Genomic DNA, 16038 nt, shown 5'->3' on the forward strand with positions numbered 1-16038 from the left:
TGGGTTTTAATCACTTCTTTTACCTGATCCGCGTGAGCTTTAATTGCCTTCTTGCTAGGTTTGATTAGGGTTTTAAATCCTATGAATTTTCCGTTATTCTTTTTTCCAGAATGGTGTTTACCAACTGCGTATTGTCGGAAGTTCCAACCTAGAAAGTCGAATCCTGGTTTTACCTTTTCGCCATCTACCTCGATTTCTCTCAATGTGTGGCATATACGGGTTTTGGCTGGTTTCAGTTTTAACCCTATGGGTTTTAACCATTCTTCGATAGCAACTTGACACTGTTGAATGATTTCTAATTGTGGACTGATTACCACGAAATCATCGGCATATCTGATGGCTTTGGCTTGTACATTATTCTTTTTAGGGAATTTGTTTTCAATGAGCCTAATCATTCCATCCAGTGCGATGTTTGCGAGTAGAGGACTAATGACTCCTCCTTGTGGAGTGCCTGACTCTGTTGCATTAAATATGCCGTTGTCCATTACCCCAGCTTTTAACCATTGTCTGATTTGTGCTTTTATAGTTGATGGACAATCAATTTTGGACAGTAGGTATTCATGGTTAATCTGGTCAAAACACTTTGAGATGTCAGCATCTAAGATGTAATATTCACCTTTGTTGATGCTTTGGAAGATTCGTGACATGGCATCATGGGCTGAACGTCCGGGTCTAAACCCATAGCTTTCACCCTCGAATCTGGCTTCCCATTGGGGTTCTAATGCCAATTTAACCAAGGCTTGCCTGATTCTATCGTTTATAGTTGGTATACCTAGTGGGCGTTTTTCGACCTTGGGTTTGGGAATCCATTTCCTTCGGAGTGGTTTTGCCTTTTGGTATTTACTCAGATTTTGGGCAAGTTCTAACCGTTGATTGGGTGTAATGGATTTGATTCCATCAACCCCGGCTGTTTTCTTCCCTTGATTATCCTGAGTTACCTTTCTAATCGCTAGAAGTTTGGCATAATATGACTTGACTAGAAGTTTTTGGAGCTTCCGAGCTTTTGCATTTTGTCCCGATAATGATGCCTGGTAAATTCTCTTTTGCAGCTTAAATACTACCCGTTGAACTTTCGCCCAATTGATAGAATTCCATGCTTCCGTAGTCTTGGTTATACTCGTTTTCACCGTTTTAACCGCTAATTGAAACCTTACCTAACAACTAAACCGAACTCTATGGGCATATCTTAAATATTACATTTAAGCATTAGCTTCAGAATCCATCTCTCGCCCTCACAACATCCGCTTTAGATTTGTAGCTACCTGACAGTATTCGACCTCTGTAGGAGTATATAGGTTTTAACGTTCCTTGAAAAATGGTATTATTGCCTTTAGAATCATCCTGTCTGCCGGGGTACTTTTGGGAGTCTTAGTAAGTGAAAAATTAAATTCCTTACCTTTTATAGAAGTGTATACAAACTTCTATCTTTTCCCCTTGTTCTTTTGAACGCAGTGTAATCAAGTCATTTCACTACTTAATTATTACGACAGTTCAAGCTGGATGTTTACTTTCGTTATTCTTGGACAATTGGCTAGGGAACTTGCTTAGATATTTGACTTATATCCGATTTCCCGTTATTCCCAGCTTCAGTGTTTTGATAATCAGTCTGACACTGTGGGAATTGCCTTACCCCTTTGGCATAGAATACTCTACCTGTTAGGCTTCGGTAATCCGTACCATTGACTCCGGGGTTGACCTTCCTCTAAGGTCACATTTTCAAAGTTAAGACAGGCTGGATTCGATTTATTGTTGGATTGATATCCCTTAACCAATTGTCTAAACCTATCTCCCTGTTTACGTTTCGGGTGTTATTCCTTGACTTTGACAGGAACGTTTCGCACTAATTCTATAATAATACTACTTTTTGTTGGAGTAACCGTTGGACTCGGTTTTGAAACGCGGGTTTGCCAAAACTGGCTAAACTTTGCTGACGTAACCAAGGCCCATTGCAGCGTTGATCTTCACCCTTCAGCAGTTCAATACAAGCTTGAGCAACGGCATCTACATCCCGATGAGGCACTTGCCAGCCTAATTTACCATCCTGTAACGGATCAGCCGAACCATCCCTATCCCCAGCAATAACGGGTTTTTCACAGGCCATTGCCTCTAAATAAACAATTCCAAACCCTTCTTGAGACGGCATCACATAACCCTCACAGACGCGGTAATGCTCGACTAATTCTTCCGTGGGAACAAACCCCGCAAACACAACGCGATCGCTTACCCCTAAATCTTGAGCTAACTGTTGGAGTCTGGGTTGGTCATCCCCTCGACCAATGACTAAATATTTAACATCGGGAAACACTTGAGCAATTTGGGATAAGGCGCGAATGGTGACATCCACTCCTTTATAGGGATCACCTTTCCACAGTCGGGCGACGGTCATTAACACCCGTGCATCTTGTAACCCATAGCGTTCAATTAAGTGTTGAGGTTTGGGGCCAGGGGTAAAGTGTTCCCCATTGACCATACAAGGTAACATTTCAAACTGCTTAGGATTGAGGTGATTGGCAAGACACGCTTGATCTCGGCTATATCGGCTAATTGTCCAAATTTGATCGGCGTTTTGGAGTGCCTTTTGATACTTCGTTGGTAAAGGTGCCCAAACTTCTTTGCCATAGGTTAAGACGGTGTAGGGAATTCCTAACGGTTGGCAGATGGTTTGTACCAAGTGGGATAAATTAATATGACCACATAACACGCGCTCAGGTCGTTCTTGGAGTAAATCTAGGAGTAAAGCTTTTGCTAATTGCAAGCGTCCCCAGGTGGGAAATTGGGATTTAAAATATTGAAATTTAAACAAACTTGATGGGGTTTCTAAAGGGTTAAAAGATTCAGGAGAATCGCGTAAAATTAAAACCTGACTCTCTGGATTAATAGGTGGCTTTGTCAGTTCATCAAGTTGATAAAAATCTTGATAAGCCGTTAAGATATCTTTAACATAGGATTGAATTCCACCTTCACAAGAAAAAACGGCTAAAAAGCACCACGTTAAACGAGAATGAGTTTGTCCTAGTTTGGGGTGTTTCTGTAATAGCATAGCTGGGTTTCAAAAATAATATTTTTTAGACACAAAATCCGAAATTGCAAGCTAATCTGGTTCAAAATTAACGGTTTTGTACGCTTTGGGCGTAACATCCTATATCAATAAGTTATAGCAACCCCTGTTTCTCTGTATACAAAAAACGATACCTGTGATAGTCCCCAAGATTTAGCCTAACACGCTATCCTAGTAAACTCACAGGTATCCGGTTGAAATAATCGAAATAAAAATCCGTTGGTTTAGAAGCCTAACGTTAAAGACTTGTCGATGGGAAGGGCGGCGCCAATTCCTAACCACAGCGTTACTAACGTTCCAAATAAGAAAACCGCACTAGCTACAGGACGACGGAAGGGGTTTTGGAATTTGTTAACACTTTCAATGAAAGGAACAGCAATTAAGCCCACAGGAATCGAAGACATTAACATGATTCCTAAGAGTTTATTGGGGACTACCCGTAAAATTTGGAAAGTCGGCCAGAGATACCATTCCGGCAGAATTTCTAACGGCGTAGCGAAGGGATTAGAAGGTTCTCCCATCATTGCCGGGTCAAGAACAGACAGGGCAACGATTAAACCGAAAGACCCCAGAATCACCACCGGGAACGTATATAACAAGTCATTGGGCCAAGCAGGTTCACCATAGTAGTTGTGACCCATGCCTTTAGCTAATTTAGCCCGAAGAACTGGATCACTGAGATCCGGCTTTTTTAAGATGGACATGATTAAAAGTGCGCTCCTTTTTTGAGGAATCTAGCAAATCGTTGCTGGTTTTTCATTGTGGCTGCAACGCTCTAAATTCAGTGTAGCAAGGGCTACTCCCAAACCCGAAATTTTAGATTTTGGATTTTAGATTTTGGATTAAAAATCAAAGGAGTAGCTGAAAAACCCAAGCCCTAAGCCGTGCATTTACAGGGGGCCAGAAATGCCTTGCTTCCGAATCATCAGGAAGTGGGCTAACATAAAGACGGCAATCAGCCAAGGCAGCACAAAGGTATGTAAGCTATAGAAACGGCTGAGGGTGCTTTGACCCACGGCAGTACCGCCCCGCATCAGTTCAACAATGGTAGAACCAACAACGGGAATGGCTTCGGGAACCCCAGATACAATTTTCACAGCCCAATAACCGACTTGATCCCAAGGCAGAGAATAGCCTGTCACCCCAAAAGAAACAGTAATCACGGCTAAAATCACACCCGTGATCCACGTTAATTCACGGGGCTTTTTGAAACCGCCGGTCAGATACACGCGGAAAACGTGCAGGATCATCATTAACACCATCATGCTGGCAGACCAGCGATGGATAGACCGAATTAACCAACCAAAGCTTACATCCGTCATAATGTACTGAACGGAATTGAAGGCTTCGGTGACAGTTGGTCTGTAATAGAACGTCATTGCAAATCCAGTGGCAAACTGGATTAAAAAGCAAACTAAAGTAATTCCACCCAAGCAATAGAAGATGTTCACATGAGGGGGGACATACTTACTTGTAATGTCATCCTCAAGGGCTTGGATTTCCAGCCGTTCATCAAACCACTTAAAGGTCTGAGAGTCTTTTATTCCCTTAGAAAACATGAAGCTAGAATTCCTAACAATGAATTGCTTTGACACTCCCACCCCTAAAGAAGGTGAGATTCTTTAAAGATTTCACTTCAAATATCCCTACAAATAGGGTTCTTGGGCGCAATCCTTTTGCTATAAAAGCGGTCTGCTATCCTTATCTTTCAATAAGCTCCTCAAGCGTTTAGGGTTGCTCCCCTGGTTTCGACGAGTCCCGCCGTACCTTATTTTGAGCTTAACAGATAAGATATTTGAAAGTGGCTAAAGCCAGAATGCCTATCCCAACCCTAGAAGGGGTGGGCTTGCAGCACGGTCAAATTCTGTTAGCTATTGTTTTGCTTTCAGGAACCTACGATAATCAGCAAAATATTTGATCATCTGTCCTGTACTTGTTTTATCCCGATGGTGTTGCCACTGATCAGTTCACAAGCTTTGACGAACTCAAGCAAAGTCCGAAACGCAATGGCATGATAGAGATGCGTTTAAGTCTCTAGGATTGACATCCTCCGCCGATGATCGGGGGATGCCTGACTCTGAGAAATTTGGCTAACAATCAACCATCACCCAGAGAAACAGGGGCTTCGGTTTTTATCCGATTGACAGCTTAGACTAAAAGCCCGGTGTGTTCTCCCCTCCGATCAAAAATGTAACATAACTTTAACTCAATTTTCACGAAACTCAGGAATCAACATTTGATGCTGAGAGTCCCTAACGGTCTTGATTTAAAATCAAGTGGTCAAGGTTCCCCAGGGGTTGATCTCGAACCTGAATATTAAAATAGCGATTGAATCACCACCATGCACAAGCGAGTTTTTCAGATAGCCTCTCTCATTATTCTGCAAATAGCCTTAATCTGGAGCACTTGGGTCACTCCGGTTTCGGCGTTGACTGAAGATCAAAAGATTTTTAGCGAAAGTTGGCGAATTATTAATCGCGCTTATATTGATGAGAGCTTCAACCATCAAAATTGGTGGTCTATCCGCGAGAAATGGATGCGACAACCCTTCAAAAACCGGGAGGAGACCTATCAAGCCATTGAGAAGATGTTAGCCACCCTGGATGACCCCTTTACTCGTCTGTTACGACCGGATCAATATCGCAGTCTACAAGTTAATACCTCTGGGGAACTCATGGGCGTGGGGTTACAAATTGCCCTGGATGCAGAAACGGGCGATTTAACGGTAATTTCCCCGTTAGAAGGTTCTCCGGCTGAACAAGCGGGAATTCAACCCCGCGATCGCATTTTGAAAATTGATGGGTTGCCCACTGCTAATTTAACTTTAGATGAATCTGCCGCTCGGATGCGAGGGCCCATCGGTAGCCGGGTGACATTAACGGTATTACGGGAGGGTAACACGGTAGCGGAAGATTTGGTTTTAATTCGCGATCGCATTGCTCTTAACCCAGTCACCGCAGAATTACGGTCTGATTTGGGAGAAACGCCTCTGGGTTATATTCGTTTAAGTCAATTTAGTGCCAATGCAACTGAAGAAGTCGCCCATGCCATTCAATCTTTAGAAAAACAAGGCGCAAAAGCTTATATTTTAGACTTAAGAAATAATCCAGGGGGATTATTACAATCGGGGATAGAAATTGCCCGTCTTTGGTTAGATGAAGGCACGATTGTTTATACTGTAAATCGTCAGGGGGTCTTGGGGAGTTTTGAAGCAGTGGGTTCAGCTTTAACTCATGCTCCTTTAGTGGTTTTAGTCAACCCAGGAACGGCGAGTGCCAGTGAAATTTTAGCCGGAGCTTTACACGATAATCATCGAGGGATTTTAGTGGGAGAAAAAACCTTTGGAAAAGGGTTAATTCAATCTCTATTTGATTTATCCGATGGGTCAGGATTAGCGGTTACGGTTGCCAAGTATGAAACCCCCAATCATACAGATATTAATAAGTTGGGGATTATGCCGGATCGGGTTATTCCAGCAGAATCTTTACTGCTTCGCAGTCAAGTCGCAACTGCATCGGATCAACAATATCAAGCGGCTTTGGAATTATTGTCCTCTCAATTGATGATTGCCAAGAACTGATGAGATTACGGGAATGGGAAACAAGGAAAAGGGTTTTATTGGATTCTAAAATGCTGTCTAAATGCTCATTACCTGACTATGTTAGATTATGATTTGGTGATTTTAGGAGGAAGTTTAACGGGACGCTATGCTGCTTTATTAGCGTCTCAAATGCAGGGGCGGGTCGCTTTAGTTGAACCGAAAGAACTCACTTTAACACCCGGATATCAAGGGTTATTTCCGATTGCAAATTCTATCCAAAATCAACAGCAAGTTTTCCTCAGCAAAAAAGCAGATCTTGAAAGTAATTTTAAGGGCAAAAAAATTAAACGGTGGTTAGATTTAGTCAGAGCTAACCAGACAGAAATTTATTCCCCACAACGGTTAGCGACGGGGGGAATTGATGTGATTGTGGGGGAAGGAGAATTTATTGAGTCTCGGCGTTTAAGGTTTAGAATTAATAACCGAATTTTGCGATCGCGCAATTATTTATTAGCCTTAGCATCCCAACCGAAAATTCCTGCTATTGAAGGGTTATTATCCACAGGATTTATAACCCCCAATACCCTCGATTTGTTTTTAGAAAAACAGCCGAATTTATCAGAAACGGTTCCCCAACGGTTAGCCATTATTGGAGGCGATCCCGCAGGGGTTGAGTTGGCTCAGGTGTTCACTCGTTTAGGAGTGGAGGTAATTCTAGTAGTTGAAGGAACGCAAATTTTAGCTCAAGAAGAGCCAGAAGCAGTACAGTTAATCCAAGGACAATTAGAAGCGGAAGGAGTAAAAGTTTTAACTCAAACTCCAGTCATTCAAGTTAAAAAAATTGAGGATAAAAAATGGATTCAAGCGGGAAATACCGCCCTAGAAGTTGATGAAATTCTCCTAGCTTGTGGGTCTAAAATAGATTTAGAACCCTGGAATTTTAACTTAATTAACGTTCAATTAAAAGGTCATTATTTAGGGGTGAATGAAAAATTACAAACCACAAATCCTAGAATTTACGGTTGTGGAGAGATTTTAGGGGGGTATTCCTTTGAACATATCGCCCAATATGAAGCCCAAATTGCCCTTAAAAATGCCCTATACTGGCCTAAGTTTACGGTCAATTATCAAAGCATTCCTTGGGCTATTTTTTCCCACCCCCAATTTGCCAGAGTCGGCTTCACAGAAACCCAAGCAAAAAGTCGGTATGGAACTCAAGTTATTGTTGAAAGACAATCACTCAAACAGATCACTCAAGCTCAAATTTGGGGAGAAACAACGGGATTTTGTAAACTTGTTGGCTTATCTAATGGTAAACTATTAGGGGCTACGGTGGTGGGTTCTCAAGCGAGTGAGTTAATTCATACCCTTGCTTTAGCAATTCGTCAAGGGGTAAACTTGAAAACCTTAGCAGAATGTCCTGCTATTTTACCGACGTTTTCCGAAGTTTATCATCAAAGTGCGATCGCCTGGATTGATCAACGTCGTCGTCAAAATACAGTATTATTTGATGGAATTGAGAATCTATTTCATTGGCGACGATATTGGGGAAATTAAGCTTGAAAATGTTTAGAATCAGATCTCAACAAATGCAAAAATCAAATTCTACTTTTTTATCGATGTTTTCCATTTCAAAATGTAGATTTCTCCGGTTGCTCAACGGATATCAATCCTTGACATTAATCAGTTTGGCTCTCCTAATTTTAACGGTTTCTGGCTGTCAAAAACCAGCGGCTCAAGTACAGTTAGGTCAAGATCAAGAATGTTTTGGATGTGATTTTAAAGGTAAAAGTTTACAAGGGCAGAATTTAGAAGGAGCTAAACTCAATAATTCTAACTTCAGTCAAGCAGATTTGAAAGGAGTTAATCTCAAAGGGGCGTTGTTAGATAATGTGGATTTTACGGGGGCAAATTTAGCAGGGGCTGATTTAAGTGGAGCCGCCTTAACTCAAGCTAATTTAACCAATGCTAATTTGAGTCAAGCTAATCTTACAGGGGCATTTATTCGAGGTGCTAAACTCAATAATGCTAAACTCAATAATGCTAATTTTAAGGATACTGATTTGAATTCAGCCGACTTAACGGGAGCCAATACAAAAGGAGCTAATTTTCAAGGGGCAATCATGCCGGATGGTACAATTCAAAAGTAACCTTAAAAACAGAAATCGGGTTTTTATCTTTAATTATCTGTATAATTATAGTAGGTTAAAATCCCGGTTTCTATATTCTATTTTATCATGCTTAAAGCAATTTTATTTGATTTAGATGGAACTCTTACTAATACTGACCCCTTCCACTATCAAACCTGGGCAAATGTTTTAGAAACTCATCAAATTACGATTGATTCAAGCTTTTATAAAACTCATATTAGTGGCAAAACAAACGCTGAAATTGTCAAGAATTTATTTCCTCATTTTTCCGAAGAAGAAGGATTAAAATTAGCTAATTTAAAAGAATCTAAATTTCGAGAATTAGCCGTTAATTTAGAACCCTTACCCGGATTAAACGATTTTTTAGTGTGGGTCAAACAACAGTCTTTTAAAACAGGTTTAGTGACGAATGCCCCTCGTGAAAATACAGATTTTATGCTGGAAACCCTGAATCTATCGAATTATTTTGATAGTGTTATTTTATCCGATGAAATTGGAATCGGAAAACCCGATCCGGCTCCTTATCAATATTGTTTAGAGCAGTTAAATGTTTTAGCAGAAGAAGCGATCGCATTTGAAGATTCTCCCTCTGGAATTCGGTCTGCAATTGCTGCGGGTATTAAAACCATTGGGGTTGCTTCCACTCATGAACCTAAAATTTTAACAGATTTAGGTGTGGCATTGGTGATTGAGGATTTTAAAAATTTAGCTTTGGGAACCTATCTCCAAAAAATTAGATAAAATCCTAATGATGTTGAGCTTGAGTTAGATTCTCTATTTGTTCAAGTTCAACATTATTAAGGCTTACAGGGTAGTATTTTCGTACAGCTTCGTTCCAATTCCCCTTAGTCATAAAAGAGGAATAAGCTCAAATTTAGCTAAGGTTTAGACCATTTACAACAATCTATAATTAAATTAATGAGCCGTTGATCACCTTTCTGACAGTGGACATACAACATTTTGAATACAGCAGCTTTCAAAAATGCCCTATCTTTGAATTCATTACTCTCTTGAAAACTTATATAGTTTTTAAGTTCCCTGAGCAATTCTTCTGTAGAAGTAAGTACAAGTTTACAAGATTTACAATAATTTCCAAATTCTCCCAGATAGGATTGAAATTTTGGATCTAGGACATCTCTTTTATATCGTTCTCGGATGTGAAATACCTCATCCCAAGTAGTCACTTCTTCAACATTCAAGCTAAAATCAATTTCCCATTTTGGTAGTGGTTCTCCAGTCTTTCCAGTTGTTCCGGTAAAAGGCTGACTGTTATTCAAAGAAATCGTAACTGTTTGATGATTATAAGGATCAAATGACTTGCGCCTTGTGCGATTATCTTTCATAAGAATATCTTGATCACGCTTATAACCCGAATTGCATTTATTTCCCATTGGAACAAGGTTGCGTAAATTTGCAGCCGCAAAAGGATACTTATTTTTTAATAGGTAGTGATCTAATGCTTCACGGACTGCACCTGGCGCATCAAAATCTTCACATCCACAGAAAGGACAGGTCTGACCAGAAATCTTATCATAAATTATTCTATACTGTTCATCACGAATTTCTAAATCCGTAAGAAGTGAAAATGCAAATTCAAAAAGATCTTTCACTGGCTTCTGAATAGCAGTTGGCAGATCATTAATAGTCTCACACTCACCTTGGCAGGATAGCAGGCGGGGAATTTCATTCTGATCCTTGAATGTCTGCAAAACTTGACATTGCTGTTTAGGAGTAAGTTTTACGATTACTTTATGGTAAGCATTCAAGCGCTTCTGAAACCCTTTACGGCTTTTTAATCTCTTTCTATATCGTTCTGGAACTATCTCTGGCCAGTCTGGTAGTGATTTTCCTATTTCTATATAAGAAGTATGAATTAATTGCAGAATTTCACCTAAGCACTCGTGCAACCAATTTTGTTCTATCGCCTCAATTGGATAACCAAAAAGCATCCTAAACTCCGTCCTTATTTGTTACTTGTCGAAGATGATCTGCAAGAAATGCCTTCTGTACAGAGTTTCCAAGACTTTTAATTCCTGCTTTAATTTCTTCAGGATTATCACTATTCATCAGTTTTTTAATCTTATCACGAGAAATTTGTGAGATGGGTGGATAAATATCAAAGCATTCTTCAATAATTGTGTCGAATGTAGCACCAAATGTTTCAACATTGGGATTTCTAATTTGGATTTTCTGTTCTTCGTCTTTGCTAAAGATGAAAACTTTGTCTCTTTGCATATCGGAAGGGATAAAGGGTGCGTGTGTTGTCAACAAGCAGTCTTGTCTAGCTGCTTTAGAGGTTTCTCTGCGATCGCCATCTTTTGTATGCAAATCAAGTATACGGGAGATGAATTTTACCCGCCATTGTGGATTGAAATGTGATTCAGGTTCATCCAGTAGAAACAGTATATTAGGAGATGACAACATACAAAATGTGCCAAGAAGCTGACCCATTTGGTGTTCCCCATCGGAAAGCGATACATAATCTACTTCTTGATCATTTATTTCTTCATCAGTCTTTTGCTTACGAAACATAACTCGTTCAAATCGAAAAACTTTATCCTCATCTGGCGGTTCAGGGAGGCGCGATGCAAATCTTCTGGTTTTTTTATCCCTTTTAAATCGATCACGCACACCTTTTGGGAGTGCCAAATCATTCAACATTGCAAGTTTGTGAAATGATGAATAAAGATCAAGCGCATTTCTCCAAAATGAACTGAATGCAGTTCTCGTTTCTTGGTTAATCCAATAATCAAATATATAAGTTTCTGTCTTGTCATCGTATGTATAGCAGGTAGCACATTGCTGAAGCTGATCAATATAAATCTCAAGTTCCTCAGTCAGTTGTATGCCCTTGCGTCCAGTTTGTTGTTTAATATTGGCCTGAGCTTTTGGAGCGGCAGAATGAGCAAGTTGGATAATACAACGAAAGGAGTGCAAGTCTTGCAATCTTGCTTCTTTTAACAATGCCTCTCGTTGTGAAACATCACCGAGTAGAAGATTTGCTACGAGAACTTCAAGATGTGTTTCATAGTCAATCAGCATTAAACGAGTATCAGGAATAGGTTTATTTTGGGTTGCTACGTTTAAGGCTTCGCGTGCTACCTCATCTGCATATCCACTGCGGCTCACAAGGAAGGGTAGACTGAGCGTTTCATTATCGCCTGATGTATAGCCAACGATCTTGGAAGGTAGGAAGGCATGAGTTTCAGGAGCTTTTGGATCGCAATCTATCCAATCATATTCGTCTTCATCTCTTCTCTGAATTAGAAGCGATGGACGTTTTCTACTTCCACTACTTCGTTGCCTTGATATACGGATGCGAACAGGGATTTCATCCTCTTCTGGATAAATAAAGTATTCAATCTCGAATTGCAGATCGGGATTACTTTCACCTCGTTCTTCTTTACTGATACAAACATGAAACACGGACTGAAATATCTCTGCTATGACTTGCAAAAACTGAGATTTCCCGGCTCCATTCGGCCCAATAAGACATAGAGGGTCAAAGGAAGAATAGTCGTCATTAAATTGGTTTCGCAGTCTTACATCAAGACCATCAAGCAGACCACCACAGGTTTTAGCAGAAATGATATGAACTCGTAAAAGTTTCATTGGTTTCCTCGAACAAAGCGAATTGATTTTGCTTTTTGGTCAAAGATTTGTGTGATAATTGGTTCGGGTTCACTCAGCAAGGTAAATAAGATATCTTTGAGCAAATCATAATTACCAGAAATTTTTTCACACAATTCATCAAATGAGAAAGTGTCTTGTGGCCATTGATCAATTACCTCTTTAACTGATGCTTTAGTAATCTTAATCATAGTTGGCTTCCTCTTAAAAGTTCTCTTGGGTTGAGCAGCTTGCTCGGCTCGTTTGGCTCGAATGCTTTCTAGCAAAACTGTTGCTGGTTCATCATTGGGATCTTGTGGTACTAACTCGCCTCGAAATGCTTTGTCGAGTAGCGTAGTTTTTAGTTTTTCTATCTTAGTACAAGCTTGTCTATAACAAACTTCAAGACGATCAGCGTATGCAAAGAGTCTATCGACACGACCTACTATTTCTTGCTGTTCATCAATAGAAGGAACTGATACTGGTGCTGAAACAACAGTTTTTTGATTGATCTTTGGCATATTACCACTGGTTCCAGTAGCGTATTTGCGAAAGTACGAACGAACATAATGACTTGAAAGGAGGTAATACAAGAATTTCGTTAAAACTCTATCATTAGCCCTACATTTCATTATTAAATCAGGATAGATGTACTGCTTTGGCAAACCGTCATAGATTGCACTCACACCAACATACTCTAGAGTATTAGCTCGTTGAATCAAGATATCGTTTGGTTTAAGCCAGAGGTAAGAATCTTCTGGAATTTTTTCATTAATATATTTGATATGCGTGGGATTGAATTTTCCGCTTGTTGTTGCTGTCAGAGTGAGGGATCGTGTGTCAGTTTCAAAATTAACTGCTCTAGGCGAATAACCATTACGAGGTTTCTCAATTAAGAGATCTCCAATGACTGCCTCTTGCCAACCTTCAGAGTTATTAGTATTAACCCAATCATCTGTTAACTCTCCCGATATTGCCGCAGTAATAACAGCTTGTCGAAAACGTTCGAGAAGATGCGACACACGCTCCAAGCGATCACGACACGCATCAACCCGCGCAAGCAATGAATCGAGCTTATCGGCAATCCGTTTTTGTTCATTGAGTGGTGCAAGTGGAGTGCTAATTGCTGATAACTTTTTTGCATTGACATTAGATACGGCAATTCCTGCTGATGCTTCAGAAATTTGCTGCCAGTATTCAGCAGATTGAAGGAAATATGCAATGTACCTTGGCTCAATATTATTGGAAGGAACGAATCTAATAAGATATGACGCGAACACAGTCGGGAATGGAACATTTTTAATCAAGGTACTAAAACCGACAGAGCCAGAACGTGATATTAAAATGTCATTCGCTTGAATTTGATACTTATCAAGATCCGGGGGATTATCCTGACAATATGGAACTGAGTCCCAATCAATTTGACCTTTTGTAATGTCAGTTGTGCGTAGAAATCTTACAGAACCTTTACTTGTGGCCCTGGCTGTCCAACCATATTGACCACTACCGCAAATACTTCCAAAGTTAGTTACAACCCAGTGCTGTGGAAGATTACTCACTGCTCAACCTCCCAATCTTCAACCTGCAATCCCTCAACACGCCGGAACTCTTGTGTATTGTGTGTTACCAGCGTTAAATTATTGGCTAAGGCGATCGCAGCAATTTGTAAATCATAAGCTCCAATGGGTATTCCTTTAATTTCTAACTGCGATCGGATGACTCCAAAAGTTGTAGCGGCGAGGTCATCAAAGGGGAGCGAAACAAACTGATCCAAGAAGGCTTGCTGTAAAGCAAAATTTCGTTCGGGATTAGAACTTTTCATCGCTCCAAAACAGAGTTCTGCCTTAACAATTGAACATACCGCTATCTCCTGAATCGCAACTGACTCAAGTTTCTGCTTTAAGTTTAAATTTCTGCCTTTCAAATAAATAATACAGAGATTTGTATCAAGAAGATATTTCATTCCAGGGGTTCGCGTTCAGGTTGTTCGTTTTGAGGATGTCTAATAAAGGAGTCGTCCTGAATACATCCGTAAAACTGTGAAAGCGGTGTTGCTTCCATTGGTTTAGGTAGGCTAGTTTGATAAACAATGATCACCTCGATATCCATATTCTGTACATCAGGCAAGCGAACTTTCAAAAAACCATCACTACCGATATGAGATTTTAACTTGATGCTGTGCATAATATGAAGACCTACCTAAAAGTTAATTTCCTCACCTAATTCTTGCAGAATTCCCTGCAACTCGGCGATCGCAGCTTCCAATTCACCTATTGCTTCTTGGGCTAAGATAGCAGGTTCGGGTAAATTATTGTTATCATCTTCGCTTTCATTCTTAAGCCAGGAGATATCTAGATTATCCCCACGTTCAGCAATCCAGTCACGGGAAAATTTTCTAAAGCGCCCTTCCTCTCCAGTATCAGTGCGTTTAGCTAAACTAACCGAACTACCCAAGGGATCATCACCAAAGGCTGTTTCAAACTCCTCAAAATGTTGACGCATCAAGGATGTTCGCTTACCAAATTGGGGAGTGTTAGTACGCAGGTCATAGACCCAAACTTCTTTAGTATTACCCTTGGACGTCTTCCCACGACTAAAAAACAATACATTGGTTTTGACACCCTGAGCATAGAAAATACCAGATGGCAACCGCAGAATTGTATGAAGATTGCATTTGTCCATCAAGTCAGTCCGAATCTGTCGTCCTACATTACTCTCAAACAGCACGTTGTCAGGAAATACAGCCGCAGCGCGACCACCCGGTTTTAAGCCTAGATAAATGTGTTGTAAGAAGCAAAATTGTTTGTTGCTGGTGGAAAAATCAAAATCTTTTCGGTCAGGTAAACCCCCACCTTTTTTGCTACCAAAAGGTGGATTTGTAAGAATTAGAGTTGCTGGCGGTAAGTTTTTTCCATCGGATGAAAGTGTATCGCCATAACGAATACCTGTGCCTTGCGGATTAAAATCCAGTCCATGCAGCATCAAATTCATTAATGCTAAACGGTGTGTGTCTGACACAAGTTCCATTCCGTAGAAAGTATTGGTGCGATATTTTTCTTTTTGCTTGTTAGTCCAATTATTGGGATCGCTATGTTCTCGAATATATCTATCAGCAGCAATCAGGAATCCACCCGTACCAGCAGCAGGGTCTTGAATGATATCTTCTAAGGTGGGACGCATGACATGAACCATACTGTCAATTAACGGACGTGGCGTAAAATACTGACCTGCACCAGCCTTTGATTCATTGGCATTTTTTTCAAGGAGTCCTTCATATACATCTCCTATACTTTCCCGTCGCGCATTGTACCAATCAAGCTTGTCTATTCCGTTAACAAGTGTAGAAAGGGTATTAGGTCTATTGATAGAAGATTTAGCATCCGCAAAAATTGCTTTGACAATGACAGAACCATCTTTCTCTAAGTGGTTCAGAAGTTGCTTATAAAATTCAAGCTGTTCAGATTCTGGCTTGGTTTTCAAATCGTCCCAGCGATAACCCTCTGGAATCAGGCTTTCAGTTCCCGTTTCCTTAGCCATCTTGAGAAACAGTAGGTACGTTAGCTCGATCATGTATTGATGAAAGGATATCCCGCCGTCCTTAAGGACGTTACAGAGATTCCAGAGCTTGGCAACAATGTCGTGGGTGGCAGTATTCATAAGGTTATATTATACATCTTCTT

General features: G+C 40.4%; 14 protein-coding genes. 4 read left to right on the plus strand and 10 right to left on the minus strand.

Annotated elements, in window-relative coordinates:
* The 4 genes from H6G57_RS09780 to petB all read right to left on the minus strand — a co-directional run.
* On the minus strand, window positions 1-1127 hold a 1127-nt coding region (locus H6G57_RS09780), incomplete at its 3' end, for a reverse transcriptase domain-containing protein (RefSeq protein WP_190518085.1).
* A gap of 719 nt (window positions 1128-1846) precedes the next feature.
* Window positions 1847-3040 (minus strand): glycosyltransferase, encoded by a 1194-nt coding sequence (locus tag H6G57_RS09785; RefSeq protein ID WP_190518087.1) that lies wholly within the window; start codon window positions 3038-3040, stop codon window positions 1847-1849.
* 242 nt (window positions 3041-3282) lie between these two features.
* Window positions 3283-3762, minus strand: a complete 480-nt coding sequence (gene petD / locus H6G57_RS09790) for a cytochrome b6-f complex subunit IV (RefSeq protein WP_190518089.1) — start codon at window positions 3760-3762, stop codon at window positions 3283-3285.
* Between the two features lie 186 nt (window positions 3763-3948).
* Window positions 3949-4617 (minus strand): cytochrome b6, encoded by a 669-nt coding sequence (gene petB / locus H6G57_RS09795; RefSeq protein WP_190518091.1) that lies wholly within the window; start codon window positions 4615-4617, stop codon window positions 3949-3951.
* 782 nt (window positions 4618-5399) lie between these two features.
* On the opposite strand from petB, the gene ctpA reads away from it, so the two are divergent.
* From ctpA to H6G57_RS09815, 4 genes are all read left to right on the plus strand, one after another.
* Window positions 5400-6638, plus strand: a complete 1239-nt coding sequence (gene ctpA, locus H6G57_RS09800; protein ID WP_190518093.1) for a carboxyl-terminal processing protease CtpA — start codon at window positions 5400-5402, stop codon at window positions 6636-6638.
* 78 nt (window positions 6639-6716) lie between these two features.
* Entirely contained in the window at window positions 6717-8156 is a 1440-nt protein-coding gene (locus H6G57_RS09805) for an NAD(P)/FAD-dependent oxidoreductase (RefSeq protein ID WP_190518095.1), read from the plus strand.
* A 116-nt stretch (window positions 8157-8272) separates the two neighbouring features.
* The gene (locus H6G57_RS09810) at window positions 8273-8749 is read left to right on the plus strand and encodes a pentapeptide repeat-containing protein (protein WP_242048934.1); all 477 of its coding nucleotides are present in this window, start codon (window positions 8273-8275) and stop codon (window positions 8747-8749) included.
* An 87-nt stretch (window positions 8750-8836) separates the two neighbouring features.
* Entirely contained in the window at window positions 8837-9490 is a 654-nt protein-coding gene (locus tag H6G57_RS09815; RefSeq protein ID WP_190518096.1) for an HAD family phosphatase, read from the plus strand.
* Between the two features lie 137 nt (window positions 9491-9627).
* Here H6G57_RS09815 and H6G57_RS09820 read toward each other — a convergent pair whose 3' ends face one another.
* The 6 genes from H6G57_RS09820 to H6G57_RS09845 are packed head-to-tail and all read right to left on the minus strand — an operon-like array spanning window position 9628 to window position 16015.
* A complete protein-coding gene (locus H6G57_RS09820) occupies window positions 9628-10698 on the minus strand; it encodes a hypothetical protein (RefSeq protein WP_190518098.1) in 1071 nt (356 codons plus the stop codon).
* Between the two features lies 1 nt (window position 10699).
* Complete coding sequence (locus H6G57_RS09825; RefSeq protein ID WP_190518100.1) at window positions 10700-12361, minus strand: restriction system-associated AAA family ATPase; 1662 nt, start codon at window positions 12359-12361, stop codon at window positions 10700-10702.
* Window positions 12358-13917: a restriction endonuclease subunit S gene (locus tag H6G57_RS09830; protein WP_190518102.1), complete on the minus strand. Its 1560-nt coding sequence runs from the start codon at window positions 13915-13917 to the stop codon at window positions 12358-12360. Before H6G57_RS09830 ends, H6G57_RS09825 begins: the two co-directional genes overlap by 4 nt.
* On the minus strand, window positions 13914-14321 hold the full coding sequence (locus H6G57_RS09835) for a type II toxin-antitoxin system VapC family toxin (protein ID WP_190518103.1): 408 nt from the start codon (window positions 14319-14321) through the stop codon (window positions 13914-13916). The genes H6G57_RS09830 and H6G57_RS09835 overlap by 4 nt, the downstream gene beginning before the upstream one ends.
* Entirely contained in the window at window positions 14318-14542 is a 225-nt protein-coding gene (locus H6G57_RS09840) for a hypothetical protein (RefSeq protein WP_072717862.1), read from the minus strand. The genes H6G57_RS09835 and H6G57_RS09840 overlap by 4 nt, the downstream gene beginning before the upstream one ends.
* Before the next feature lie 15 nt (window positions 14543-14557).
* Complete coding sequence (locus H6G57_RS09845) at window positions 14558-16015, minus strand: N-6 DNA methylase (RefSeq protein WP_190518105.1); 1458 nt, start codon at window positions 16013-16015, stop codon at window positions 14558-14560.
* Window positions 16016-16038 lie beyond the last annotated feature (23 nt).

Origin of the sequence: Planktothrix sp. FACHB-1365, from assembly GCF_014697575.1 — a bacterium.
Classification (GTDB): domain Bacteria; phylum Cyanobacteriota; class Cyanobacteriia; order Cyanobacteriales; family Microcoleaceae; genus Planktothrix.